The 23,566-nt window shown below is 63.0% G+C and carries 25 protein-coding genes; 10 read left to right on the top strand and 15 right to left on the bottom strand.

Features of this window, described 5'->3' with window-relative positions; genetic code table 11:
- Positions 1-618: a MerR family transcriptional regulator gene (locus KQ693_RS08655; protein WP_267260947.1), complete on the bottom strand. Its 618-nt coding sequence runs from the start codon at positions 616-618 to the stop codon at positions 1-3.
- A gap of 223 nt (positions 619-841) precedes the next feature.
- Between KQ693_RS08655 and KQ693_RS08650 the strand changes: the two genes are divergently transcribed.
- From KQ693_RS08650 to KQ693_RS08630, 5 genes are read left to right on the top strand one after another with little or no spacing between them, the layout of a single operon-like run.
- On the top strand, positions 842-2,515 hold the full coding sequence (locus tag KQ693_RS08650; protein WP_267260946.1) for an ABC transporter permease: 1,674 nt from the start codon (positions 842-844) through the stop codon (positions 2,513-2,515).
- A gap of 9 nt (positions 2,516-2,524) precedes the next feature.
- Complete coding sequence (locus tag KQ693_RS08645) at positions 2,525-3,781, top strand: ABC transporter ATP-binding protein (RefSeq protein ID WP_267260945.1); 1,257 nt, start codon at positions 2,525-2,527, stop codon at positions 3,779-3,781.
- 57 nt (positions 3,782-3,838) lie between these two features.
- On the top strand, positions 3,839-4,786 hold the full coding sequence (locus KQ693_RS08640) for a tetratricopeptide repeat protein (protein ID WP_267260944.1): 948 nt from the start codon (positions 3,839-3,841) through the stop codon (positions 4,784-4,786).
- Positions 4,783-6,108, top strand: coding sequence for an APC family permease (locus KQ693_RS08635; protein ID WP_267260943.1), 1,326 nt, complete (start codon positions 4,783-4,785; stop codon positions 6,106-6,108). The genes KQ693_RS08640 and KQ693_RS08635 overlap by 4 nt, the downstream gene beginning before the upstream one ends.
- Positions 6,105-6,683 carry a hypothetical protein gene (locus KQ693_RS08630; RefSeq protein ID WP_267260942.1) on the top strand — a complete coding sequence of 193 codons (579 nt, stop codon included), beginning with the start codon at positions 6,105-6,107 and terminating at the stop codon, positions 6,681-6,683. The genes KQ693_RS08635 and KQ693_RS08630 overlap by 4 nt, the downstream gene beginning before the upstream one ends.
- Here KQ693_RS08630 and KQ693_RS08625 read toward each other — a convergent pair.
- The 12 genes from KQ693_RS08625 to KQ693_RS08570 form a co-directional block, all read right to left on the bottom strand.
- Entirely contained in the window at positions 6,680-7,621 is a 942-nt protein-coding gene (locus KQ693_RS08625) for an AI-2E family transporter (RefSeq protein ID WP_267260941.1), read from the bottom strand. The two genes, KQ693_RS08630 and KQ693_RS08625, sit on opposite strands and share 4 nt — an antisense overlap.
- Positions 7,622-7,706: 85 nt before the next feature.
- Positions 7,707-8,027 (bottom strand): DUF1634 domain-containing protein, encoded by a 321-nt coding sequence (locus tag KQ693_RS08620; protein WP_267262371.1) that lies wholly within the window; start codon positions 8,025-8,027, stop codon positions 7,707-7,709.
- Positions 8,028-8,032: 5 nt separating this feature from the next.
- On the bottom strand, positions 8,033-8,869 hold the full coding sequence (locus KQ693_RS08615) for a sulfite exporter TauE/SafE family protein (protein WP_267260940.1): 837 nt from the start codon (positions 8,867-8,869) through the stop codon (positions 8,033-8,035).
- A 4-nt stretch (positions 8,870-8,873) separates the two neighbouring features.
- Positions 8,874-9,467: a QcrA and Rieske domain-containing protein gene (locus tag KQ693_RS08610; RefSeq protein WP_267260939.1), complete on the bottom strand. Its 594-nt coding sequence runs from the start codon at positions 9,465-9,467 to the stop codon at positions 8,874-8,876.
- Positions 9,468-11,738 (bottom strand): glycoside hydrolase family 15 protein, encoded by a 2,271-nt coding sequence (locus KQ693_RS08605; protein ID WP_267260938.1) that lies wholly within the window; start codon positions 11,736-11,738, stop codon positions 9,468-9,470. It lies immediately after the preceding gene.
- 2 nt (positions 11,739-11,740) lie between these two features.
- Positions 11,741-12,367 (bottom strand): 6-phosphogluconolactonase, encoded by a 627-nt coding sequence (locus tag KQ693_RS08600; RefSeq protein ID WP_267260937.1) that lies wholly within the window; start codon positions 12,365-12,367, stop codon positions 11,741-11,743.
- On the bottom strand, positions 12,357-13,256 hold the full coding sequence (locus KQ693_RS08595) for an NADP-dependent phosphogluconate dehydrogenase (protein ID WP_267260936.1): 900 nt from the start codon (positions 13,254-13,256) through the stop codon (positions 12,357-12,359). The genes KQ693_RS08600 and KQ693_RS08595 overlap by 11 nt, the downstream gene beginning before the upstream one ends.
- Before the next feature lie 2 nt (positions 13,257-13,258).
- Positions 13,259-14,569, bottom strand: coding sequence for a glucose-6-phosphate dehydrogenase (NADP(+)) (locus tag KQ693_RS08590; RefSeq protein WP_267262370.1), 1,311 nt, complete (start codon positions 14,567-14,569; stop codon positions 13,259-13,261).
- A 53-nt stretch (positions 14,570-14,622) separates the two neighbouring features.
- The gene (locus tag KQ693_RS08585) at positions 14,623-15,546 is read right to left on the bottom strand and encodes a c-type cytochrome (RefSeq protein ID WP_267260935.1); all 924 of its coding nucleotides are present in this window, start codon (positions 15,544-15,546) and stop codon (positions 14,623-14,625) included.
- The gene (locus KQ693_RS08580) at positions 15,543-16,379 is read right to left on the bottom strand and encodes an SDH family Clp fold serine proteinase (RefSeq protein ID WP_267260934.1); all 837 of its coding nucleotides are present in this window, start codon (positions 16,377-16,379) and stop codon (positions 15,543-15,545) included. The genes KQ693_RS08585 and KQ693_RS08580 overlap by 4 nt, the downstream gene beginning before the upstream one ends.
- Positions 16,379-17,596, bottom strand: coding sequence for a S1C family serine protease (locus tag KQ693_RS08575; protein ID WP_267260933.1), 1,218 nt, complete (start codon positions 17,594-17,596; stop codon positions 16,379-16,381). Before KQ693_RS08575 ends, KQ693_RS08580 begins: the two co-directional genes overlap by 1 nt.
- A gap of 7 nt (positions 17,597-17,603) precedes the next feature.
- The gene (locus KQ693_RS08570) at positions 17,604-18,155 is read right to left on the bottom strand and encodes a hypothetical protein (RefSeq protein WP_015717014.1); all 552 of its coding nucleotides are present in this window, start codon (positions 18,153-18,155) and stop codon (positions 17,604-17,606) included.
- Between the two features lie 110 nt (positions 18,156-18,265).
- Between KQ693_RS08570 and KQ693_RS08565 the strand changes: the two genes are divergently transcribed.
- Positions 18,266-19,207, top strand: coding sequence for a PIG-L deacetylase family protein (locus KQ693_RS08565; protein ID WP_267262369.1), 942 nt, complete (start codon positions 18,266-18,268; stop codon positions 19,205-19,207).
- Here KQ693_RS08565 and KQ693_RS08560 read toward each other — a convergent pair.
- Positions 19,204-19,722: a DUF421 domain-containing protein gene (locus KQ693_RS08560; RefSeq protein ID WP_135255861.1), complete on the bottom strand. Its 519-nt coding sequence runs from the start codon at positions 19,720-19,722 to the stop codon at positions 19,204-19,206. The two genes, KQ693_RS08565 and KQ693_RS08560, sit on opposite strands and share 4 nt — an antisense overlap.
- A 27-nt stretch (positions 19,723-19,749) precedes the next feature.
- On the bottom strand, positions 19,750-20,088 hold the full coding sequence (locus KQ693_RS08555) for a VIT1/CCC1 transporter family protein (RefSeq protein ID WP_252829337.1): 339 nt from the start codon (positions 20,086-20,088) through the stop codon (positions 19,750-19,752).
- Between the two features lie 449 nt (positions 20,089-20,537).
- Here KQ693_RS08555 and KQ693_RS08550 point away from each other — a divergent pair, with 449 nt between their 5' ends.
- The 4 genes from KQ693_RS08550 (at position 20,538) to KQ693_RS08535 (ending at position 23,526) form a co-directional block, all read left to right on the top strand.
- A complete protein-coding gene (locus tag KQ693_RS08550) occupies positions 20,538-20,831 on the top strand; it encodes a PepSY domain-containing protein (RefSeq protein ID WP_267260932.1) in 294 nt (97 codons plus the stop codon).
- 265 nt (positions 20,832-21,096) lie between these two features.
- A complete protein-coding gene (locus KQ693_RS08545) occupies positions 21,097-21,540 on the top strand; it encodes a phosphatase PAP2 family protein (protein ID WP_246584145.1) in 444 nt (147 codons plus the stop codon).
- Positions 21,541-21,550: 10 nt separating this feature from the next.
- Positions 21,551-22,207 carry a response regulator transcription factor gene (locus KQ693_RS08540; RefSeq protein WP_135255857.1) on the top strand — a complete coding sequence of 219 codons (657 nt, stop codon included), beginning with the start codon at positions 21,551-21,553 and terminating at the stop codon, positions 22,205-22,207.
- Positions 22,208-22,626: 419 nt separating this feature from the next.
- Entirely contained in the window at positions 22,627-23,526 is a 900-nt protein-coding gene (locus KQ693_RS08535) for a sensor histidine kinase (protein WP_267260931.1), read from the top strand.
- Positions 23,527-23,566: the final 40 nt, after the last annotated feature.

The following is a 23,566-nucleotide window of genomic DNA, read 5'->3' as shown; positions in this document are numbered from 1 at the left end:
TCACCTCCTTGAGGTCCGGCTGCTGCTTCGGCGGGGGGCTAGTCCTTTTAACCGCCTTCTTACCTCCTCTAAAACCGCCTCCATCTCGCTTTGGGTCCTGGGCAGGTGGAAGTCCTCCCGCACGTGCACCTCGAGGCCCGGGGCAATCTCCAGACGGTGCCAAATCTCCTCTCCTCCGGGTGGCGAGGGAGAGGATTCGGTGGGTGGCACCATGTAAGAGTAGGAGTAACGCTCCCGAAGCTCGGACAAGTAACCCAGGGCGGGATTGGGAGCGAGGATAGCCCCGCCCTCCAAAAGGGCCAGAAGCTCCTGGTCGCTCTTCTGGCGAACCAGGTCCCCCAGGGCGCTTGCCGCATGCCCCTCGGCCATGAGCCGGCGCAGAACCAGAATCTGGAGCAGATGCCGGGGGGTGTAGAGGGCCCTTTTTCCCCTGCGGATGGGCTCGTCCAGCATGCCGAGCCCGGCGTAGTGGCGGACCAGGCGGGGGGTGACCGCACCCCGCACCCGGCGGCTTCCCCTCTCAGGAAGGTAACGGGAAAGGCGGGCGTTGGCCTCCCGCACCAGGCCCTCGAGGTCCCACTCCACCCCCTGCCGCAAAAGCTCCTCCAGGTTCTGCATGTTCTTAGCGTAACATTGACAGCATATTTTGTCAATACCACTCATTATTGTCATCGACGTGCCTTGGACGCGGGTGCCCCTTTCGGAGGAGAAAGGAGTATAACGGGAAAGGAAAGCCGCCATCCACCGAGAGGCGGCGGAAGAGGAGTGCGGCCCTAATCCCACCGAGCCCGACAAGAGGTCTGCGCTCACCGTCCATTTCCCTCCGGGAAAGGAGACCCCCATGGCCCTGACCCGCTTTCCCGAACGCCCGAACCGCCACGACCTCCTGGCCCTTGTCCTAACCCTGGGCCTCCTGGCTCTTTTCCTCGAGGCTTCCCGGGAAACAGTAGGTCCCTTTCACCCAAATCCCATCTCCCTGGATCCTTTAAAGCTACCGGAATACACCCTGCGCACCGCCTTCCGCATGGGGGTAGCCTTCCTGCTTTCCACGCTCTTCACCCTGGTCTACGCTCCCCTGGCGGCCAAGACCCGGCTGGAGCCCTTCCTCATCTCCCTCTTGGACATCCTGCAATCCGTTCCCATCCTGGGCTTCCTGGCCGCCACGGCAGGGGCCTTCGCCGCCTTGTTCCCCGGACGGGCCCTGGGCTACGAGCTTGCGGCCATCTTCGCCGTCTTTACCTCCCAGGCCTGGAACATGGCCTTCAGCTTCTACCAGTCCCTGAAAACCCTTCCCCGGGAACTGGATGAGGCGGCCACCCTGTTTCGCCTCTCCCCCTGGCAACGCTTCTTTCGCCTGGAACTCCCGTTTGCCCTGCCGGGCCTGGTCTGGAACGCCATGATGTCCATGTCGGGGGGATGGTTCTTTGTGGTGGCCTCGGAGGCCATCGCCGTGGGCAAGACCCAGGTGGAGCTTCCCGGCATCGGGTCCTACCTGGCCACCGCCATCGCCCAGGGGGATGGTCGGGCGGTGGTTCTCGCTTCCTTGAGCATGCTGGTGGCCATCCTGGCCTACGACCAACTTCTCTTCCGGCCCCTGGTGGCCTGGAGCCAGCGCTTCAAGTACGAGGAACGGCCTGGGCTCGAGCCAGCAAGAAGCTGGGTTCTGGACCTTCTAAGGCGGACCCACACCCTAAGGGGAATCGCCGAGGCCACCTTTTCCTGGGCCCTCGAGGCCCTCTTTCAGCTGGAACGGAGGCGCCCTCCGCGCCGCCTTATCCTTCCCCAGTGGGTCCTGGTCCTTCCCCTCCTTCTCCTCGGGGGGATTGGGGCCTTTATCCTTTGGCGCCAGCTTCAGCCCCTGGGATGGCTGGAGGTGGCCCGGGTCTTCCTCCTGGGCTTTTTCACCTTCCTCCGGGTCATGGGGGTACTCCTGTTGGCCACCGTCATCTGGGTGCCCGTGGGCATCCTCCTGGGCCTGAGGCCCCGGGTTGCCCAGCGGGTAGAGGCCCTTCTCCAGCTCCTCGCCGCCTTCCCCGTCAACCTGCTCTATCCCCTTTTGGCCCTTTTCCTCCTCCGCCACCACCTTTCCCTGGAAGTGTTCTCCGCCTTTCTCATGGCCCTCGGGACCCAGTGGTATATCCTCTTCAACGCCGTGGCGGGCAGCATGGCCCTGCCCGAGGACTTGAAGGAAGCGGCCCGAAGCTTTGGCCTTAAAGGCCTAACCCTTTGGAGAAGGCTTCTTCTGCCCGGCACCTTCCCCCACATCCTCACGGGCCTCATCACCGCCAGCGGAGGCACCTGGAACGCCGCCATCGTGGCCGAGGTGGTGCAGTGGGGCTCCCTCACCCTCCAGGCCACCGGCCTTGGCAGTTACATCGCCCGCTGGACCCTGGAGGAAGGGCAAGGACCCCATCTCCTCCTGGGCATAGCCGTGATGAGCCTCTACGTGGTGGTCATCAACCGCTTTGTCTGGCGGCGGTTATACCGACTGGCCGAGGAAAGGTTCCGCTTCTAGGGGGAAAGTATGCTGCTCAGCGCCAAGGACATCGTCAAGGCCTTCCGGGCAGGGGAACGGGCCTACCCGGTGCTCTTCGGGGTGAACCTGACCCTGAGGGAGGGCGAGGTGGTGGCCCTCCTGGGGCGCTCGGGAGGGGGGAAAAGCACCCTCCTGCGCATCCTGGCGGGCCTCATCCTCCCCGATGCGGGGGAGGTGCGCTTTAAGGGCAAGCGGGTGGAAGGCCCCGTGGAAGGCATGGCCATGGTCTTCCAGACCTTCGCCCTCTTCCCCTGGCTCACGGTGCTGGACAACGTAGCCCTGGGCCTCGAGGCCCGGGGGATACCCAAGGGAGAGCGCCTAAAACGGGCTCGCGAGGCCATCGCCCTTATCGGCCTAAGGGGGTTTGAGGAGGCTCTTCCCAAGGAGCTTTCCGGGGGGATGCGGCAACGGGTGGGCTTCGCCCGGGCCTTGGTGGTGGAACCCGAGGTCCTTCTCCTGGACGAGGCTTTCTCCGCCCTGGACCCCCTTACTGCCGAGGGGCTTAGGGGGGATTTCCTGGACCTTTGGCTTTCGGGGCGGATCTCCACCAAGGCGGTCCTCATGGTCACCCACAACATCGAGGAGGCGGTGGCCTTGGCCGACCGAGCCCTGATCCTCGAGGGAAGCCCAGCCCGCATTGGGAGGGAAATCCGCATCCCTCTTCCCCATCCCAGGGACCCCAGCGACCCCCAGTTCCGCGCCCTGGTGGACCAAATCTATGAGGCCCTAACCCCTCGGGAGGAGGTGGAAAGGCGTCTGGAGGAGGAGCTTCTCCGCCTGCCCGATGCCCGAGTGGGTGCCCTCATGAGCCTGGCCGAGGCCATCGCCCGCCTGGGGGGGCGGGCCGACCTTCCCCTTCTGGCAGAGGAGGAAGGCCTCGAGGTGGACGACCTCTTCCCCCTCCTGGAGGCCCTCGAGCTATTGGGGTTTGCCCGGGTGGAAAAGGGGGACGTGGAGCTCACCGCAGCGGGCCTGGCTTGGGCGGAGGCCAGCCTCGAGGAGCGCAAGGTGATGTTCGCCGAACACCTCCTTAGGCGGATACCCCTTTTTGCTCGTCTACACCGGGCCCTTTTGGAGCGTAGAAGGGTTCCTGAAGGATGGGTGCTCAACCGACTAAAGGAACACCTGCCGGAACCGGAGGCCAAAAGGGTTCTCTCGGTGCTCCTGGAGTGGGGGCGGTACGCTGGCCTTCTGGCCTACCACGAGGGAAGCCGGATGCTCCACCTGCCCCATCCCTCCAGATAGCCGCACGCCCGCTTGCCTTACCCCAGCGGGCCTGGGTCGGGTGTATATTCCTTTATCGTGGTCCCTTGGGTTTTAGCCTTTGTCCTGATCCTATCCCCCACTGCCTTGGCCTTTCCCCTGGAGAGCCCGGCTTTCCAGCGACTCGTAAAGGACTCCTACGACCAGGTTCCCGGAGCCCCTTCCTTTCTGGATTGGCTGAAGTCCGCCTACCGTAAGGGTTTTGCCAGATCCTCCCCTGGGGGCTACCCTGGGGATCTGGAGGAGGCCCTCCGCCAACTCTCCCACCGCCCTCCCGTAGAAGCCGCCACCTGGGCCTTCCAGGTGGTGAAGCGTCTACTGCCCCGGTTCAGCCTGGAGGAAGGCTACGAGTTCGCCTATGCCACCTTGAAAGGGGAACGGCAGTGCCTGCTCCAGGCCACCCTGGTCCAAGGTCTCTTGGAGAGCATGGGTTTTTCCGCTGGCATCTACATGGTGTGGAAAAACCCTGAGGGCCGGGAGAGCAACCTAGGCCACGCCGTGGCCGTGCTACGGCTTAAGGGAAAGGACTACCTGGTGGACCCCTCGGAACCCATTCCTTTCCCCCGGCACTTGGGGGTCTTCCTCAACACCAAGGAGGGGTACCGGTTTGCCGAACCCATCTACGCCCGGGATGGAGCCATTGTGGCCTACCGCATCCACGGAAGAAGGTGGCTTCCCGATGAGGTTGGGCCTCTGCCCTACGCTTTCGTCCGGAGCCAGTTCTATTACTATCGGGGCGAGCAGGCTCGAGGAGGGGTTCTTAAGCCCCCGAGGACTCCCACAGGCCTCGCCCGCTCCGAGGCTATGCTGGGGAAGGCCGTGGCCCTGGATCCCCGGAATCCCCTTGCCCGGTACCTCCTTGGGCTTACCCTAGCAAAGGAGGGAAGGGGGATAGAGGCCAAGTCCCTACTCCTCGAGGCCCATGCCCTCTACCGGGCCTATGGCCACGTACCCCGTAGCGTGGCCGCTATCCTTAAGGGTCTATGAAACCCCCTGCTTCTCCCCCCGGTTCAGGGCACCCGGAAGACGAGGGGCGCTACCCCTGGTGGAAGGTTCTCTGCCTCACAGGGGTTGACCTCTTCTCCTCCCTGGGCTACCAGCCGGGGATCGCCCTTTTGGCCGCGGGGCTCCTGTCCCCTTTGGCCAACCTGGCCCTGGTCCTCTTCGCCTTCCTGGCGGTCTACCCCGTCTACCGCCGGGTAGCAGAGGAAAGCCCACACGGTGAGGGATCCATCGGGCTTCTCACCCGGTTGATCCCCGGCTGGCGGGGCAAGGTCTTGGTTTTGGTGGTCCTGGGCTTCATGGCCACGGACTTCATGATCACCATCACCCTCTCCGCTGCCGACGCCGCCGTTCACTTCCTGGGCAACCCCCTGGCTCCCTCCTGGCTTCAGGGACACCAGGTGAGCCTCACCCTTCTGCTTATTGGCCTCCTGGGCTTCGTCTTCTACCTGGGGTTCCGGGAGGCCATCGGCCTGGCGGTACCCATCACCCTGGGGTATCTCCTCCTCAACGGAGTAGTCCTCCTCTCCGCCCTGCCCCACGTGCGCCCGGAGCACCTGGAGGACTGGTGGCGGAAGCTCCTTTCCAGCCAGCCCGACCCCCTAGGCCTGGTGCTGGCCACAGCCCTAGCCTTCCCCAAGCTGGCCCTGGGGCTTTCCGGTTACGAAACCGGGGTAGCCGTCATGCCCTTGATCCAGGGTCTGCCCGGGGATACCCCGGAGCGCCCCTGGGGCCGCATCCGGGGAACATACCGCCTCCTCTTCGCCGCAGCCCTCGTCATGGGTATCTTCCTCTTAGGGGCGGGCTTCGCCACCACCCTCCTCATCCCCCAGGAGCTATGGGGCAGCGAGGAGGTTTCCGGCAGGGCAATAAGCTTTCTGGCCCACCGCTACCTGGGGGAAGACTTCGGCACCCTTTACGACCTCCTTTCCATCGTCATCCTCTGGTTCGCTGGGGCCAGCGCCATGGCGGGCCTCCTTACCATCGTCCCCCGCTACCTTCCCCGCTTTGGCATGGCCCCGGAATGGGCTAGGAAACAACGTCCCATGGTCCTTTTCTTCACCGGGGTGGCCTTTGCCCTCACCCTCCTTTTCCAGGCCCGGGTGGAGGCCCAGGCAGCTGCCTACGCCACCGGCGTGCTGGTGGTCATGACCTCCGCTGCCCTTTCGGCGGCCCTGCTGGCGGAGCAGGAGAAGCGTCCCGAAAGCGGGTACTACCGCCTCCTCCTCCCCCTCTTCGCCTACGTGCTTCTGGCCAACGTCCTGGAGCGACCGGATGGGGGGCCTCCCTCCCTTCCGGGCCGGTGAAGATCGCCTCCTTTTTCATTGCGGCCACCCTGATCATCTCCCTGCTCTCCCGGACCCTGCGGGCGTTTGAACTCAGGGTGGAGGGCTTCCAGCTGGACGAGATGGCCGAGCAATTTGTGTCCCAGCTTAAGGCGCAGGAGGCCCCCATCCGCCTGGTGGCCCACCGGCCGGAGCGAGGAGGCCGGGGGGTGTACTGGGAGAAGGAGCGCCGCATCCGCGAGGCCACCCACATCCCGGTGGGGGATCCCATTTACTTCGTGGAGGTCTTTGTGCAGGATCCTTCGGAGTTCACCGCCCAGGCCCGGGTCTGGGGGGTGGACCGCCCTGAGGCCCGCATCTTCCGCATCCTGGGTACAGCGGCACCCAATACCCTGGCTGCTTTTTTGCTCTACCTGAGAAACCGCACCGGCCGACGGCCCCACATTTACTTCGAGTGGTCGGACGAGGGACCCCTGCAGGCTGCCTTAGACTTCCTCCTTTTCGGCGAAGGGGATGTACCCACCCTTACCCATGAGATCCTGCGCCGCACCGAACCCGATCGGAGCCAGCGCCCCTTCGTGCACGTGGGGGGCTAGCGCCGCCAGTGCTTCAGGATTCCCGCTCCCAGGATGGTCATGGGTACCGCCAGGAATATGCCCAGAAAACCGAAGAGCTTGCCGAAGGCGAAGATGGCGAGGAGCACCAGGGCGGGATGAAAGCCCACGGTGCGCCCGTAGATATAGGGAATGAGGACCTTTCCCTCCAAAAGGGCGATGACCCCATAACCCGTAAGCACAAGGAGCGCCGCCAAAGGGCCCTTGGCCGAAAGGGCCACCAATGCCGCCAGGGAAGCGGTGGCGATCCCGCCCACAAAGGGCACCACCTCCAGGACCCCGCCCAGCACCCCCAAGGCGAAGGGGCTGGGAACGCCAAGGACGAAAAGCCATCCCCCAAAGAGGAGGGCAAAGGAGAGGGCGATGAGGAACTGAGCCCGGGCCCAGTAGCCCATGCGCTTCCAGGTATCCTCCAGCACCTCGGTCCAGCCGCTCCCGGGAAGGTACGGTGCCGCCCGGGCCACCAAGTGGGGCTCGAGGGCGATCATCACCGCAAGCACCAGGGCCAAAACCATCTCGGAAACCGTCTCCCCCACCCTGAGGAGAAGATCCCCGGCCACGTGGGCGGAGGAAGCCAGGGAGGAGGCCAGGTCAGGGAGGGAAAGGGCCAGGTTATCCTGAAGCCACTTGAGGACCATGGGCAAGAGTTCCCCCAGGTGGTGGAACTGCAGGATCAGGAGGGGTGCAGCCAGGTAAAACCCCAAGCCCATCACCCCCAGGACCATGAGGTAGGCCAGGAAAACGGCAGAGGGTCGGGGAAGCCTGCGGGCAAAAAGCCCCACCAAGGGATCCAAGGCAGCAGCTAGGGTAAAGGCGAGGAAGACCCAGAGCAAAAGGTTGTAGAGGCGGCCTAAAGCCCAAAGGGCCAGCAGGAAAAGGGCCAGGCTTAAGAACCAGCGGCGGACAGGTGGCGTTTCCATAGGCAACAACCCCCCTTATGCTAGAGCCTGGCACCTCCGGAACAAAGGGCCGACCACCCTATCCCAACCCTCGTCCCAACGGAGATTAAAGGTAGCCCAAAAGGCTTCCCAAAAGCACCAGGAGCACCCAAAAGGTGATAAGAGCAAAAGTCCAATCCCGCTCCTCCAGGTAAAGGCCCAAGGCCAGGGCCACTCGGGCCACGGGGGTCAGGATCAGGAGCAAAAGGCCCAGGTGGATCAACCCAGTGGGGCTCAGACCCCAATGCACGTCCACGCCCTTCAGAGCGCGGTCCAAGAGAATCTCCCTTTGCCCGTCAACCATGAGATACCAAAGCCCCCCCACGCTTACCAGAAGAGCGGCAAGGAGCACCCCCGTGCGCAGGACCCAGGAAAGCCAGCGCTCCATCCGCCTCACTTCCCAACCCCCTGAGCTACCATTTGCAAGCCAAGGGCCGCGATAACCAGGGTAAAGAGGGTTCGCAACCACGAGGTAGAGCTTCGCGGCAAGATCCTTGCTCCCAGGAAGGCGCCAAGGAGTACACCCAGCATCACCGGAAAGCTCACCCTGGGGTCAATGTAACCCTGCCTAAGGTAAATGCCAGCGCTGGCGGCGGCCGTGACTCCGATCATGAAGTTGGAAGTGGTGGTGGAAACCTTATAAGGAAGCCCCATAACCCGGTCCATGGCCAACACCTTGACGGCTCCCGACCCGATGCCAAGGAGTCCGGAGAGAACCCCCGCCAACCCCATAAGGCCCAGGCCCGCCAACAAGCAGCGCACCCCATAGGCCCGCTCCCCCTCAGGGCTGGGAAGGCCTCCTTCCAATCGCAACCTTTTCGCCAGGGGATCCGAGTCCTTGGGATCTATGGGCTGGTCCTCGAGGCGACCTTGGTAGCTTAAGTAGGCGGAGTGAAGTAAGACAAGGCCAAACACCAGGGCCACAAGCCGTTTGGGCAGGACACCGAGTAGGCCTGCACCTAAGAGGGCCCCAAGGGTGGTGGCTAGCTCCAAGAACATACCCAGCCGGAGATTGGTGTACCCTTCCCGTACATAGGCAGCAGCAGCCCCACTGCTGGTGGCGATCACCGACACCAAGGAAGCCCCCAAAGCGTGGTGCAGGTCTACCCGGAAGACCAGCACCAAAAGGGGCACCAACACCACCCCTCCCCCTAGGCCCGTGAGTGCCCCCAGAAACCCCGCCAGGGTACTGCCCAGGAAAACCCCCAGGCTAAACTCCCAAACGCTCATTCCTCTAAACTACTCCCACCGGCCCCGTGAAGGGACCCGCCACCACCAAAACCCCACCCTCTTGGCGCACCGGCAACAAGGGAAGCGGCCTCGGAGGTGGGCCCGCCACCACCCGATCCTGGGCCAGATCGTACTCCCCGCCATGGCAGGGGCATTGGGCTAACTGCTTCTGGGGATGCCACAGGCTCACGATGCAACCCAGGTGGGTGCAAACCGCAGAATAGACCACCACGCCCCCTACGGCATGCTGCCGCACTTCGGGAACCAGGGATGCAGGGTCCAGGCGTACCACCAGGAGAGTGCTTTTGGCATCCCCGTTTCGGATGACCCTGGTCTTGGGATCCATGGGGTAGGCCAGAACGAAGGGCCCACCCAAGGGAAGCCTCCCGGGGTCAATGGGAGTTCCCTCTTTGTGACCTGTTGCGTAGACCAGGATGTCCCCTACCTGAGGCGGAAGCTTATCGGGGGTCTGCGAAGGTTTGGGAATGAGGTCTTTGGCCACCAAGAGTGCCGAGAGTGTGGCGAAACCCATGCTGGTGCCTATCAGGGCCAGGATCAAGCGCCGCTCACGCCTTAGTGTGGGATCCTCCCGTTCCATCTAACCCCTCCGCACTTGGTAGTCCCTTCCTTCCCAACGGTTCTCGTCCGGGTAAAAGAAGGTGAAGTTTACCTCGGAATGATCCTCGAGGTCCAAAAGAACCCCGTAGAGCCCAAACGGCAGGGGTTCCGCCTCTACATCCTCAGGATCCTTCCATCCCTCCCAGCCCAAGTGGAGCCGGAAAGGCTTGCGGCACTCCACCAGAAGGCGTTCCGTGGGGGAAAGGCGAAGAACGGGGACCTCCCGCCGCCAATGGCGCACCTGCGGCGACGACCCCCGCTCGTAGCGCTCCATCACCCGTCCTAGGCGCTCCACGGGACCGGTCCGTTGGTGATAGGCCGTGTAGAGCTTCAAGTACTCCGCATGGGCCCAAAGAAGAGGTTGGGCGCTACCGGTAGGGCGGCCCGGAAGAAGCCCCTTTTCCGGGATAGGATCCGCATCCCATACCTGCTCAGGGATGAGCCTACCACGCCCGGTCCCCCGGGCCATGCTCCTTAGGTAGGGGCACGGGTCTTCCCCGGAAAGTAGTGCGTACATTCCCCGCTCCCCGGTAAGAAGGGGCCAGGCCCGGCCCTGGCCAGTGCCGTCAAAGGCGCTTCCATCCCCATGCTCCCCGTATCCATCCTCCGGGTAGCGACGGTAGAAAATGCCGGTGGGAAGATCCACCCGAAGATGCCTGTCCACCAGGGCCAGGGTAGAAACGATGCGAGGGTCTTGGGGACGTCGCAGACCCAGGCGCACCAGCCACAAAAACTCCAGGCCCAGAAGCTCCGCCACATCCACGGCCACACCAGCTCGGTTGGCCACCTGAACCCGACCCCTGGGACCCAGGGGACCCGAAGGGGATAAGCGAACATAATGGCCCTCCACACCTACCGCCCGGTCCAGCCCCGAACCCTTCACGTAGCACCATTCCTCAATGCGCGCATTCCAACAGTCCGCAAGGGAAAGCGCATACTCCGCCTCCTCCCCCTGCAAAAAGCCGTATAAGGCAGCCCCAGACAGGGCGGCAACGCTTACGGCCAAGGTAAAGGGGGAAAGGCCAGGGCTTTCCTCCCAGCGGTCCTGGGGGCTCACCGGACCCTCCCGGGCCAGAAAGCCCACTGCCCGCCGTACCATCTGGCGGAGAGGGCCGTTTGGGGAAAGTTGCCCCAACTCCCTAAACTTTAGGGCCAGAAGGACGGGCAAAGCGGCTTCATCCATTTGCACGCCCTGCCAGTAGGCCCGGCCATCCGGATAGAAATTCTGCGCCCAGTGGCCATCCTCGGCCTGAACAGCCGCCAGGTAGGTGAGGATCCCTCGAGTCTCGGCGAACTGCCCAAGGGCCAGGTAGGCGAAGGCCACCTCCACCAGGTCCCGGCTCCAAACCAGATGGTAGCCCCCAGGGTCGTCCCGGGTATTGCCCCAGGGCACGGACAAGCTCGCCACCAAGGCCCCGGGGTAGGTGCGGTCCTCGTGCACCTTGAGGACGTGGTAGGAAACCTGTGCCTCCCGTAAGAGTTCCTCATCCTCTCCGGGAAACTGGGGTGGCGCTATCTCGCTCCAGGTGGCAGAGGCTTTTTCCTGGATCGTTTCTATACCTTCCCCCAGGGCAGATCGACCTAGGGTAAGGGCCCCCTCCGGGGTAGTGGCGAAGGCCAAGGCCATAACGCCCTTCTTTCCCTCCAGCTCACCCATGAGGGCCACGTTGCCATCCGCAGCCCTGGCAAAGGTCCAGGTCATAGCCCCGTTTTGGGCAAAATCTTGCCAGCCATCCGAGAAACCCACATAACCTGCGCTTCCCCTAAGGAACGGGCCCAGGAGGGCTAGGGCCTCGGATCCCTTGGCCGCCAGAAGTGCGCCCTCCTTCACCCAGGCGGTGTTCCCATAACCCGTTCCCCCAAGGTGGGGAGCGAGGAGGGGATACAGGCGAAAGCCTTCCCCCTCCAGGGTATAACCGATCAGCAGGACATCCCGTTGGGGATCGGGGACCAGTTCCAGGGTAAGGCGGTACTCCTCGCCCTCGTGTACCACGCGCACCGTGGGGAAGAGGGGCGTGGCCTCGAGGCGATAGCGGTTAACCCGCTTCACCTCCGCCCAGAACCCCCTTTTCGCCACGATGAAGCCCAGGTCCCGCATCTGGGGACGGCCGGTGGCGGGCCAGTAAACCTCGTTGAGGATCCCGCGGCCCAGGGTGTACCAGACCCGGCTTCTCCCAAGGGCCGTGCCTATCCAGTCCTTTGCGCTGCTGGCCCAGGTGGGCGGAATCCCCGGCTTGCCAAAGGCCTCCATGCTCACACCTCTTGATCGGTGAAGATCCACTTCTCTTCGGCCCGAATGCGGTTAGGCGGGAGGTCCTCTCCCCTGGCCACCCGAAGGATGGCCTGCCGTTTGGCCGGACCCAGGGCCAGGAAGAGAACCAGGCGAGTGCCAGAAAGGGCCTTAGGGGTGAGGGTTAGGCGGAGGGAAGGGTATGTGGGCCCCACCGCCACCTCCACCAGGCGGGAGGACCCCAGGGCAGGACTCCCGGGGAAAAGGCTTGCGGTGTGCCCTTCCTCACCCAGCCCCAAAAGGGCAAAATCAAAGGGTAAGAAAGGGCGAATCCGTTCCTCCATCCAGTCCCGAGCCTGCTCAGGGGAAAGCCCCAGGGGAAAGGGAAGGAGGCGCTCCCTTAAAGACCCCAGGGCCTGGCCTACCCGGTAGAGGTTGGTTCCGGGATCCCCCGGTTCCAGCCAGCGCTCGTCCGACAGGAGCAAAACCCCAGGATAGCGGACCCCCTGCCGGGCAAGGGCCCGATACACGGGTAGAGGGGTTTCCCCCCCGGCTAAAACCCCGCAGGAGGCGTAGAGCAAGTTCTCCATAAGCCAGGCAAGGGCTCCCGCCAGGGCCGCCTGCGGGCTAGGGAAGGTTTTAACCCTCATCCTCCCTCCTCACCGCATGGCCGCCAAAGGCCCGGCGCAATAGGGCTAAGAGCCGGAAGCGCAGGCCGGCCCGGCCCTGGCTTTCCCAGCGAACAAACAAGGCCTGGGCCATGGCCGGTAGGGCAACCCCTCGGCGCAGGCCCTCCTCCACCGCCCAGCGCCCCTCGCCCGAATCCTCCACCAACGGGGCTATCCCCTCCAAAGGGCCCTGGACTACCTCGGCTAGCCTGTCCAGAAGGAAGCTCCTCACGATGGTCCCCTGGCGCCAAGCGGAAAGGATGCGGGCTGGATCCAGACCCAACTCCTCCCGGCCAGCATAGAGGAGTTCTGCGCCCTCCGCATAAGCTTCCATAAGGGCGTACTCCACCCCGTTGTGTACCATCTTGGTGTAGTGCCCCGCCCCCAGCGTCCCCGCGTGCACCCACCCTCCCTCCGGGGCCAGGGCTGCCAGGTAGGGTTCAAGCCGGGCCACCCATCTGGCCTCCCCTCCCACCATAAGCCCGTAACCTTCCTTGGCCCCCCAGAGGCCCCCGGAAACCCCCACATCCACGAAGCCCACCCCCTTTTGGGCTAGGGCTTCCCCCCGGCGCTGGCTTTCCCGGTAGAAGGAGTTTCCTCCATCCACCACCAAATCTCCTGGGGAAAGGTGAGGGGTCAAGCCCTCGAGAACGCTGTCCACGGCCCCGGCCGGCACCATGAGCCAGAAGGTCTTGGGCGAAGGAAGTTGCCCCGCAAGGGCCACCAAGCTCGTGGCCAACCCTATACCCTCTTTCCCGGCCCAGGCCTGAGCCTCCAGATCCGGGTCATACCCCACCACCGGCAGACTCCGGGCCCGCCACCTCTTGGCCATGCCCAAACCCATGCGTCCCAGCCCTATCAACCCCAGCATCTTCACCCCCTTAGGGAAACCCAGGCATGGCCAGGCTTCAGGATCCCCATCTGGCCCCTAGGTCCCTCGCTTCCCTGGGGATAGACCTCGGGTTCCCCCTCTTCCCAAGCCTTCAGCACGGGGTCAAGGATGCGCCAGGCCTCCTCCACCTCCTCCTGGGAAGGAAAAGGGGTGAGGTCCCCGGATAAGGCGGCAAGGAGCACTTCCTCGTAGGCGTCGAACTCGGGCTCGGGCCCCAGCCGGAAGGAAAGGGTTTCCGGCTTGCCCCTTCCCAGCAGGGTCAGGTCCAGTCCCACCTCTGGGCTCAGGCGAAGGAGAAGCCCACCCCTTTGGCCCTCGGGGGAGGAATGAAAAGCCAGGAAGATGAAGCCGGACCGCGCCGCTAGGCGCTTGCCGCTCCGCAGGTAGAAAGGTACGCCAAGCCACCTGGGAGCATGGGTAGCAAGCCTTACGGCCACAAAGGTTTCGCGCGGGGAATCCGGGGCCACCCTGGGCTCTTCCAGGTAACCCTGGTACTGGCCGCGGACGGCCAGGCGGGGCTCCGCCGTCTGCACCGACCGCAGGGCCTCCGCCCTCTGGGCGCGAATGGAGGCGGCTTCCAGACGGGAAGGGGGTTCCATGACCACCAGGGCCAGGAGTTGGAGCAGGTGGTTCTGAAGCATGTCCCGTAAAGCCCCGGCCTGCTCGTAATAACGGGCTCTTCCCTCGAGGCCCAAGGTCTCCGCATAGGTGATCTCTACCCAGGCGACTCCCTTCCGCTCCCACAAGGCTTCAAGGGAAGGGTTCCGATAGCGAAGCTCCAGGAGATTGGTCACGGAGGTCTTGCCCAGGAAGTGGTCTACCCTGAGGATCTGGTCTTCCCGAAAGTAGCGTTGGAGAAGCCGGTTCAAGGCCTGTGCGGAAGCCAAGTCGTAGCCGAAGGGTTTTTCCACAGCAATCCGCCTCCAACCCGTGTTTTCCTGGGCCAGATTGAGCTCACCCAAGGCCAACACCGCCTTTGGAAAGAGGCTTGGGGGCAGGGCCAAGTAGAAGAGGGCCGGCCCCTCCAGGTGGCGCAAGGGGGAAAGCCCTTCCGGGGAGATCTCCGCGTTCCGGTAGCAGATAGATCCCTTCAGCCGCTGCCAGGCAGAAAGGTCCAGACCCGGCTTTTCCCGGAGGGCTGCCTCGAGGTGGGCAAGAAGCTCCCCGGTGTCCCAGCTCTCTGCGCCAAACCCCCATATCCTCAGGGGAGGAAGCTGACCCTGCCCTTGGAGCCTCACGAGGGCTGGCACAAGAAGGCGCCGGGCCAGGTCCCCGCTGATCCCCAAGACCACCAAATGGGTAACGGGCCCTCCTGAAGCAGCATGGTCCGCCGAGGCTCTCCCCATCATGGTCTCACCGGCTGAACTTCCTTAACCTCATCCAGCACCTTGGAGGTGTAAACCCCTAGCTCCCCTGAGGGAGGAAGGTGTTCTTGTAAGCGGAAGGTAGGCCGGGGCTGGCTGTCCACATAAGCGGCGATGTCCCGGGCCTCGTCGGGGGATAAGTTGGGGTTACCCAGGGGCATGGCCCCGTGGACGAAGGCGGCCAGATTCTTCCAGTTGGCCATCCCGGCACCGGCGTTGTAGGATTTCGGACCCCAAAGGGGGGGTCCTACTTGTCCCTGGCCCTCAGCCCCATGGCAGACAGCACACTTGGCTTGGTAGAGGCTCTTCCCCCGTTGCGCGTCCGCTCGGGTCCAGTCCACCGAGAGGGGCTTTAAGGCATTGGGTCCGGTGGGGCTTTTGGGGTTCATGTGCAGGGGCATGCCCTGGGAAAGGGAAGCGATGTAGGCCTCGAGGGCCACCAGAACCGGACCCCCTAATGGGGGAAGGGTACCATTGAGGCTCCGCATAAAGCAGTCCCCAATGCGGTTTTGCAGGGTGATGACCGCCTTTTCCCGGGGGGAGTAGGCGGGGAAGGCGGTGGCAGTGCCCACCAACGTGAGCCCCTTGGGATCCGTGCCCCCATTTAGGTGGCAGGAGGTGCAGCTGAGGGCGTTGCCCACATAGGCCTTGCTCAAGGGATGGTCCTTGGTGTTCATGAAGATGTCCTTACCAAGGGCCACGGTCTGGTCTAGACTCTCAGGAAAGTCCTGGGGGAGAGCAGGGATAGAGCCACTGATGTTGGCGGTAGCGGAACCCTTGCTTACCCCCTGTTCACGCAAGGCCAGGTAGTTGAGGGCAAAGTAAAAAGTGGTGCCTGCAAAGGCCACAAGAAGCGCCAGAAGAATGGTCTGGGTAAGGCCTAACGGTTCCTGTTTTCGTCTCATTCTTGACCCCCTTTGGTATAGGGAAGGGGAATGTACTGCACGCTGGGTCGTCGAATCTGGGTCTGGGGGTACAGGCTCATAAGGGCGTACACCTCCCGAGGCATACTGGTGGATACAGGAAGGCCGAGTCCCCTGGCCTCTTCCACCGTGATGGGGTAATCGTGGGTCCAGGTGCCTTGGGAAAGGAGGCGGGCAGTGGTGGCGGCCCTCTCCGGGTCCATGTGCTTTGCCAGAAGCTTTTCTGCCAGTTCCGCCACCTGTTTGATGGCCTTGGCAGCCATGTCTGCCCTGATGAGGGTAGCATCCTCGATCTTATCCAGGGGCTTGCTCTGAACCAGGGCAAGGAGGCTCGCCGCCGGATACTCTCCGATCTGCGGATCCACTGGGCCCAGGACCGCGTTCTCATCCATGATGATTTCATCGGCGGCCAGGGCGATTAACGTTCCCCCAGACATGGCATAGTGGGGAACGAAGACGGTTACCTTGGCCGGGTGTTTCAGGAGAGCCAGGGCAATCTGCTCCGCCGCCAGGACCAACCCCCCGGGGGTGTGGAGAACGAGGTCGATGGGCATACCGGGATCCGTGAGGCGGATGGCCCTTAGCACCTCCTCGGAGTCGTCCACGTCAATGTACCGGGCCACGGGAATCCCGAGAAGATCGATGGCCTCTTGGCGGTGGATCAGGGTGATGACCCGGCTTCCCCGCTTCCTTTCAAGGCTTAGGATCTGCCGGGTGCGGGCGGCCTCGAGGGCCTGGCGCTGGAAATAGGGGCTCAAGAAGGCAAAGACGAGGAAAAGCCAGAAGAAGTTGTTGATCAGGTTACCGAAATCCATCACCTACCCCTTTCCGGCATCACCCGGACCTGCAGGATCCGACCCTGCCGCCAAACCTTTAGGACCACCGTCTCGCCTGGACCCAGGTTGGCCAAGAGGTTCTGCAGGTCCCATGGCTGGTCCAGGGAGTTCCCGTTAGCCTCGAGGATCACGTCGCCGTCCACCCCCACCCGAAGGCCTTGCCCGCTCGCCGGATCGGCCAGCGTAACAAAGCGGCTCGCCCCCTTTAGCCCTGCTAAGGCGGCAGGGGAACCCGGGGCCACCTTCTGAACCAAAAGACCCTGGTCCGGAAAACGGTACTGGGCCCGCAAGGTGGGTGGCAGGGCGCTCAGGGGAAGAACCTCTACCCCTAGCCTCGGCCTCCTGGCCAAGACCTCCCCTTCTGTGACCTGCCTTCCCGCCTTCATGGCGGGTAGCCACTCCTTCACCAAGTTGATGGGGATGGCGAAGCCTACCCCGGAATACTGGGGCGCTCCCACCTGCCCCGTGGGGGAAAGGATTGCGGTATTCACTCCGATCACCTCACCCCGGGAATCCAATAGGGGCCCACCGGAGTTTCCCGGATTGATAGGGGCATCGGTCTGGAGAAGCTTGGGCACCAAGGGATCCACGGCCCCGGGGTTTTGCCGGATGGCGGAGATCACCCCGGTGGTCACGGTAAACTCCAAGCCAAAGGGATTGCCGATAGCGATGGCCTTCTGGCCCACCAAGACCCTGTCTGAGTCCCCAAGGGGCAACACCACAGGGGGCTTGGCATCGGTTTTGAGCAGGGCCAAGTCCAAGGAGGGTACGGAGCCCACCACCCAAGCGGGATACGCCCTGGGATCCCCTTGAAGGCGTACCTGGATGCGTTCCGCCCCCTGCACCACGTGATAGTTAGTGAGGATGTAACCTTTGAGGTCCACAAAGAACCCGGATCCCGTACCCACCTGCGGAGGCTGGAGAAAGGGAGCGAAAAAGGGGGCAAACTGGGGCGGCACGTTGGGGGGCAGGGTTTGTCCGGGAAGGAAGCTTTGCACCAGAACCACCCCCGGGCCGTAGCGGGCAGCGATCTCCACCGTGTTGGCCTCATCCGGAAGAAGCCCTTGCAGGTTTCCGGACGAAGGGGGTGGCGGCGGTGCGCTGCCCTGTCCGTCGGCCCGATCCAGAGCCCACCAAAGCATGCCGCCCGAAAGCGCCACCAGCGCCAGGACCAAGGCTGCGTGCTGCCGGGACATGGGGACCTCACCTAGAAGTAGTAGCGGGGGAAGTCACCAGCCAGCCCACACCGGCCCCCACGATAGGATGGGAAAGCCGTCCGTTGCGATGCCTTGGCCCCAGGGGAAAGATCTCCACGTTGGGCTTCACCGGATTGGGGGCCACGCTAGGGGGACTGGTCAGGCTCACATCCAGGTAGTGGGAATCAGGCGTAATGGCGGGGCCATAGTAGGAAAAGTGGAGAGGCTTGGCAAAGCGCAGGATCCTTTGTCCGGTCTTGAGATCGGTAACCCGCAGGGCAAAGGCAAAGACCACCTTTTCCCCCTGGGGAGCGTAGGCCTGCCAGTAAGCAGGGTCCCCGGTCAGGATTTCCAGCCGCACAGGATCCTGTCCGAAGGCCCCAGAGGGTACCGTGAGAACCAAGCCGCCCAGCCCAAGGCGCATGTAATCCCACGGCTGGACGATAAGGCTTGCCGTCACGGTGGGAAAGCCAAACTGGGCAGGGTCTGGAGGTTGAACCTGGGCCTGGGCCAGAGCCAAAACCAACGTTGCTGCTACCATCCACAACCGCCTGAGCATAACCACCTCACCTCCACCCTTAGCGTGGTCCGCCTGTCTGTAGCCCACCTGAAACCCCGACCTCTACCCTGGAAAGTGTTCCGTGTTAGGTTGAAGCTGTGGGGCGGCGGATGGCCATTGGGTTTTTCGTTTTTCTAATCCTGCTGACAGCCTTGGTAATCAACGCACCTTGGCTTCTCCAACAGGGGTATGCATGGTACTATCGGGGCCGGGTTGGTGCCTTAACACCCTGGGAAGGGTCGTTCCGGCAGAGGCTCCTGGTCTTGGCCCCCCACCCCGATGACGAAACCCTGGCTGCGGGTGGCCTGATCCAGAAGGTACAGGCCTCAGGAGGACAGGTGTTCATCACCTGGATGACCCTGGGGGATGGTTTCCAGTGGGACGCCGCTCTCTTGGACCGTACCCTTAGGCCCAGGCCTGAAGACCTTAGGAAACTGGCGGAAAGGCGCCTTGGGGAAGCCAAGGCGGCGGCCCGCACCTTAGGGGTTCCCGAGAACCACCTCTTCTTCCTAGGGTATCCGGACCGGGGTCTTCTTCACCTGTTCCTGGAAAACTTTTTCACCCCCTACCGCTCCCCCGCCACCCGCCTGGATCGCGTGGCCTACCCCGGCACCGTCTCCCCAGGGGCCCCCTACACGGGGGAGGCCTGGGAAACGGACTTGCGACGTATCCTGGAGCGGGTGGCCCCGGATATCGTGGCGGCGCCCGCCCCCGAGGATGCCCACGTGGACCACCGCGCCACGGCCTACATGGCCTTGAGGCTCCTAGGGGAGCGAGGATGGCTCTCCAGGCTCCGTTTCTACATTGTCCACGGGGGGCTGGAGTGGCCCTTGCCCAAAGGCCTTCACCCCGGGCTCTATCTGGAACCGCCTCCCAGGGGCCGGCACCTCGCCTGGCAGCGCCTGGACCTCACTCGGGAGGAGGAGGCAAGGAAACTGCAAGCCCTTAAAGCCCATCGTAGCCAGATGGAGATTCTCGGGCGCTTCATGGAGGCCTTTGTGCGGAAGAACGAGCTTTTTACTCCCGCCTCCAACCCGCCCATGGCCCCCTAGCGGTTTCGGCTGGAGCGTACCTTCCTAAGGCGCTTAGGCAAGAGGTGATCCCTGGGTACCACGCTGATGGTGCCGTCCACTTCCAACACAGCGCTCAGCACGTCCTCGAGGTGCCCTACTCCGTGCTCGCGAAGGGCAGCCATGAGCTCCTCGAGGTCCACTCCTTCCCGCAACAGGTTGTCGGGGATAGGCTTTCCATCATGGACCAAAAGGGTTGGGTGCCCAAGAAAGCTCCGCCGCAGGGGACTTTGAGAGAGGAGCCGGTCCAAGGCCAGCAGCAGTCCAGCCCCCAGCAACCCACCCACGAGGCTGTTGTCCGGGCCGATCATGGCATTTTGCACCACGTTGGATAGCAGTAAGAGGGTAAGAAGGTCTAAAGGAGTCATCTGGCCTAAGACCCGCTTCCCGCTCAGCCGGAGGTACGCGAGGAGAACCAGGTAAACCACAGCCACGCGCAGAAGGGTGAACAACACCGTGGTGGGGTCTCCCAAAACTTCCCGGACATGCTCGACCATAACACCATGATGAACCCCCCTCTGGGCTCAACCCCCGAAGCGACCCAGGGTCAAGCCCACGAAGAAAACGATCAAACCCCCTCCGAGCACCTGAATCACAGTGCTCCACAAGGAGCTTTTCATATAGCGGTACCGGATCCAGGCGATGGCGAGGAGCTCCACCACCACCACCATGGAGGCCAGGAGGAGGGCCAGCCTGATCTGAGGGATCAGGAAGGGCAGGGTGTGAAACGTACCTCCCAGGAAGGTGGCTAACCCTGTAACACCTCCTCTTAGCAAGGGGTGCCCCCGGCCCGAAAGCTTCCCGTCGTCGGAAACCGCTTCCGCCAGGCCCATGGAAATCCCCGCCCCCAAGGCTGCGGCCATGCCTACCAGAAAGGCACTATGGGGTTGCCCTGTAAGCTCAGCAGCCGCAAACAGAGGAGCCAGCGTAGCCACAGATCCGTCCATTAGGCCAAGAAGGGCGGGTTGAACCACCTGAAGGACCAGATGGCGCTCACTTTGAACCAGGTCGGCCAGCTTCATGGGTACCAGTATAGGGAGTAGGTCAACCAAATACAAGTAGTTATCGTTCGCAATAAGTTATTATCCTCATCTCATGCCTTGTCACCGCCATGCAAGGTTGCCCCCCTAGGGTAAGGGTGTCCGGGCGGAAGGCTCGGAAAAAGGAGGCGAAGATGAAGAGGAACGCAAAGTGGATCCTGTTGGCCCTTGGCAGCTTGGCAAGCGTTATGGCTGTAGCCCAGAAGGGTATGGGTGGGAACTCCTCCAGCCAAGCCGGCGCTCAGTCCCCTAGCTATGTGGGGAGCATCCCTGTGCAGGAGGACGCTACCTCCCAGGCCTACCAGTCCCTGGCCAAGGTCACGGCGGACGAAGCGGTACGGGTGGCTCAAAAAGCCCTGGGCACCCAGGCTTCCCCAACGGCAGTGAAGCTTTCCGTGGAGAACGGCTACTTGGCTTGGGAAGTGGTGATCACTGGCCAGGAGGTAAAGGTGGATGCCGGCAACGGGCAGGTGCTCCACAAGGAAGCTACAGGCTACGAGGAGCACGAGGGCAAGGGAGGTGAGCACGAGGATCAAGGAGGGGAAGAAGGAGAAAGTGAGGAATAAGTAAGCCTTAAACTTATCCTGGCCTCGGGGCCGGTCGGCCCCGAGGCTAGGATTCTGACCGGGAGGACCTGTGAAAATCAGATGGCCCATCCTCCGAGTTTCCGGCACCTTGGCGCTTGTTTGGGCGTGGGGGATTTCCCTCATCGCTCTTCTGGGGTTCCTATCCTTGGCTGAGGACGTTTACGAGAAGGAGGGGTTCCCCTTTGATACGCCCATCCTGCACCAGCTGCATCAGTGGCGGTCACCCACCTTGGACCAATTGGCCATGGCCTTAACCCAGACCGCCTCGGCCAAGGTTATCGGCCCACTAGCATTGGTCCTTGCGGTGGGAGGCTACCTCTGGCGTTGGCCCTGGCCACGGTTTGTCCTGGGTTTCGGAGGAGCAGTGCTTCTCACCCAGGCGGGGAAGCTAGCCTTTGCCCGCGGAAGGCCTCACCTCTTTCCCCAGCTCACGCCTGAGCACGATTTCAGTTTCCCCTCCGGACATAGCGTGGCGTCACTGGCCTTGGTGTTAGGCCTATATTTTCTCCTTCGGCACCGATTCCCTGATAAGGCCGTTTGGGTCTTGGTCCTCGGCTTACCCTGGGCCTTCTTGGTAGGCATCTCACGGCTCTACCTCCAAGTGCACTATCCCTCGGACGTGCTGGCGGGATGGGCCTTAGCCACCTTTTGGACCCTTCTCGTCTGGCTCCAGCCGAATAAGTCCTAAGGGGGTTGGTATGCGGATTCTCCTCGTGGAGGACGACCCAGAGGTGGGAGCCTTGGTAAAGGAAACCCTCGAGGGGGAGCTTCACGCGGTGGACTGGGCTCACGACGGGGAAGAAGCTCTAGGTTTGGCAGAGGCTTTTCCCTACGATCTCCTGGTTCTGGACCTTGGCTTACCCCGGCAGGACGGTATACGGGTACTAAAATACCTGCGCCAGAGGGGTAGCCGTGTGCCCGTGCTGATCCTCACTGCCCGGGATGGAGTGGATGACCGCGTGGAGGGGCTGGAGGCCGGGGCAGACGACTACCTGGTGAAGCCCTTCCACCTGCGGGAACTGCGAGCCCGGGTGCGTGCCCTTCTGCGACGGGCAGCTGGCGAGGCGGCCAACCAGGTGGTGATCGGCCGGCTACGCCTGGACCTATGGGCAAAACGGGCTTTTTGGCTAGGCGAAGAAGTTTCCCTCACCTCCAAGGAGTGGTCGCTTCTGGAGTTCCTGGCCCTAAATCCCGGGCGCTTTTTTCAACGGGAGGATCTTTTAGAGCACCTCTGGCCCGGCGAGGCAAGCGTGGATCCGAGGAGTCTTGACGCCTACATTTCCCGCCTCAGGCGAAAACTTGCCGAAGACGTCATCGAAACCCGTCGGGGTTTGGGCTACCGGTTGGTGGGATGAGCCTCAGGCTTCGCCTAACCCTCTTTGCGGCATTCTTGGTTTCGGCCGTGCTCCTAGTCTCGGGACTTGGTCTCCGTCAGGGGCTTGCCACCCTCTTACGGTCCAACCTAGATCGCTCCCTCCTCGAGGCCCTGGCCCTTGCCCGCCCCTTGGTCAATGAGGAAAATGGGCACCTGCGCCTGGAGCACCCTGGGGAGGAAGACCCCGCTCTTAAGGAGCTCCCGGGAGACTTGGCCATCCTGCTTTACCGTGAGGGAAACCTCGTGGGCACCCTGGGGAAGCTGCCTCCTGCGCCCCCCTCATCCCTCCAGGAAGGATGCTTCTCCCAAAGAGCATGGCGTTTTTGCGGGCTTAAACTTCCGGGTGGCGTGTTATTAGCCGGGCGTCCCCTGGAGGGAATACAGGAAAGCCTGGAGGCTATGGACCGAGTTCTGCGCTGGATTGGTCCGCTGGCATTTACGCTTACCGGTTTGCTGGGATACCTCCTTGTAGGCCGAGCCCTGGCACCCGTGCGCCAACTTACCCTGGCTGCCCACACCAGAGCCCACACCCAGACTTGGGAACCCCTCCCCTTGCCGTCTTCCCAGGATGAGCTCCGTACCCTGGCTGAGGCCTTTAACGCCCTTTTTAGCGCCCTGTTGTCGGCATTGGAAAGGGAACACCGCTTCACTCAAGACGCCGCGCACGAACTCCGTACCCCCCTCACCGTCCTCCTGGGGAGGTTGGAACAGGCCCGGGAGGAAAACCGGGACCCCCGCCTAGAACCCCGTTTAGCCCAGGCCTTAAAGGCAGGGCAAAAGCTTTTGCGATTGGTGGAAGACCTCCTGCACTTGGCAAGGGCCGAAGCAGGCCAGGGCTTCAGGCGAGAGCGGCTAGACCTTAGCGCCGTAATCCAGGAGACCGTGGAGGACATCTCTCCCCTCTTCGCCGCCAGGGGGGTGAGGCTGGAGATGGAGCTACCCCAGGAGCTCCTAATCCTTTGGGGAGACCCGATAGCCCTGGCCATGGCAGTGCGCAATCTCCTCGATAACGCCCTCAAGTTCTCCCCACAGGGAGCCAGGGTAACCCTCTTTCTCCAAAGGCAAGGGGGATATGCCGTGTTGGCCGTGGAGGACGAAGGGCCTGGTTTTCCCGAGGAGGCTTTGCCCTACGTTTTCCAGCGTTTTTACCAGGCTAAAGAGGAACACCGCCTTCAGGGTAGCGGTCTGGGCCTGTCCATTGTAGCCGCGATCGTACGGTGGCATGGGGGGAGCGTTAGCGCCCAAAATACCTCTAGAGGTGCCCGGGTGGCCATAACGCTTCCCCTTGCCAAGGTCTAGGCTCTCCCCCGCAAAGGCGCGGGCTTCAGGTGGGATTCAG

Origin of the sequence: Thermus brevis, assembly GCF_026427635.1 — a bacterium.
GTDB classification, from domain to species: Bacteria; Deinococcota; Deinococci; order Deinococcales; family Thermaceae; genus Thermus; species Thermus antranikianii.
This window is presented reverse-complemented; position numbering and strand designations above follow the sequence as displayed.

What these genes read in the sequence shown, in the direction of transcription:
- KQ693_RS08585 (WP_267260935.1), bottom strand. Translation starts at nt 15,546, where the DNA reads ATGAGACGAAAACAGGAACCGTTAGGCCTTACCCAGACCATTCTTCTG.
- KQ693_RS08535 (WP_267260931.1), top strand. Translation starts at nt 22,627, where the DNA reads ATGGACCGAGTTCTGCGCTGGATTGGTCCGCTGGCATTTACGCTTACC.
- KQ693_RS08600 (WP_267260937.1), bottom strand. Translation starts at nt 12,367, where the DNA reads ATGAGGGTTAAAACCTTCCCTAGCCCGCAGGCGGCCCTGGCGGGAGCC.
- KQ693_RS08560 (WP_135255861.1), bottom strand. Translation starts at nt 19,722, where the DNA reads ATGGTCGAGCATGTCCGGGAAGTTTTGGGAGACCCCACCACGGTGTTG.
- KQ693_RS08635 (WP_267260943.1), top strand. Translation starts at nt 4,783, where the DNA reads ATGAAACCCCCTGCTTCTCCCCCCGGTTCAGGGCACCCGGAAGACGAG.
- KQ693_RS08555 (WP_252829337.1), bottom strand. Translation starts at nt 20,088, where the DNA reads ATGGCCGCAGCCTTGGGGGCGGGGATTTCCATGGGCCTGGCGGAAGCG.
- KQ693_RS08545 (WP_246584145.1), top strand. Translation starts at nt 21,097, where the DNA reads ATGGCCTTAACCCAGACCGCCTCGGCCAAGGTTATCGGCCCACTAGCA.
- KQ693_RS08575 (WP_267260933.1), bottom strand. Translation starts at nt 17,596, where the DNA reads ATGTCCCGGCAGCACGCAGCCTTGGTCCTGGCGCTGGTGGCGCTTTCG.
- KQ693_RS08645 (WP_267260945.1), top strand. Translation starts at nt 2,525, where the DNA reads ATGCTGCTCAGCGCCAAGGACATCGTCAAGGCCTTCCGGGCAGGGGAA.
- KQ693_RS08615 (WP_267260940.1), bottom strand. Translation starts at nt 8,869, where the DNA reads ATGAGCGTTTGGGAGTTTAGCCTGGGGGTTTTCCTGGGCAGTACCCTG.
- KQ693_RS08655 (WP_267260947.1), bottom strand. Translation starts at nt 618, where the DNA reads ATGCAGAACCTGGAGGAGCTTTTGCGGCAGGGGGTGGAGTGGGACCTC.
- KQ693_RS08625 (WP_267260941.1), bottom strand. Translation starts at nt 7,621, where the DNA reads ATGGAAACGCCACCTGTCCGCCGCTGGTTCTTAAGCCTGGCCCTTTTC.
- KQ693_RS08595 (WP_267260936.1), bottom strand. Translation starts at nt 13,256, where the DNA reads ATGCTGGGGTTGATAGGGCTGGGACGCATGGGTTTGGGCATGGCCAAG.
- KQ693_RS08605 (WP_267260938.1), bottom strand. Translation starts at nt 11,738, where the DNA reads ATGGAGGCCTTTGGCAAGCCGGGGATTCCGCCCACCTGGGCCAGCAGC.
- KQ693_RS08650 (WP_267260946.1), top strand. Translation starts at nt 842, where the DNA reads ATGGCCCTGACCCGCTTTCCCGAACGCCCGAACCGCCACGACCTCCTG.
- KQ693_RS08540 (WP_135255857.1), top strand. Translation starts at nt 21,551, where the DNA reads ATGCGGATTCTCCTCGTGGAGGACGACCCAGAGGTGGGAGCCTTGGTA.
- KQ693_RS08570 (WP_015717014.1), bottom strand. Translation starts at nt 18,155, where the DNA reads ATGCTCAGGCGGTTGTGGATGGTAGCAGCAACGTTGGTTTTGGCTCTG.
- KQ693_RS08580 (WP_267260934.1), bottom strand. Translation starts at nt 16,379, where the DNA reads ATGGATTTCGGTAACCTGATCAACAACTTCTTCTGGCTTTTCCTCGTC.
- KQ693_RS08610 (WP_267260939.1), bottom strand. Translation starts at nt 9,467, where the DNA reads ATGGAACGGGAGGATCCCACACTAAGGCGTGAGCGGCGCTTGATCCTG.
- KQ693_RS08565 (WP_267262369.1), top strand. Translation starts at nt 18,266, where the DNA reads ATGGCCATTGGGTTTTTCGTTTTTCTAATCCTGCTGACAGCCTTGGTA.
- KQ693_RS08620 (WP_267262371.1), bottom strand. Translation starts at nt 8,027, where the DNA reads ATGGAGCGCTGGCTTTCCTGGGTCCTGCGCACGGGGGTGCTCCTTGCC.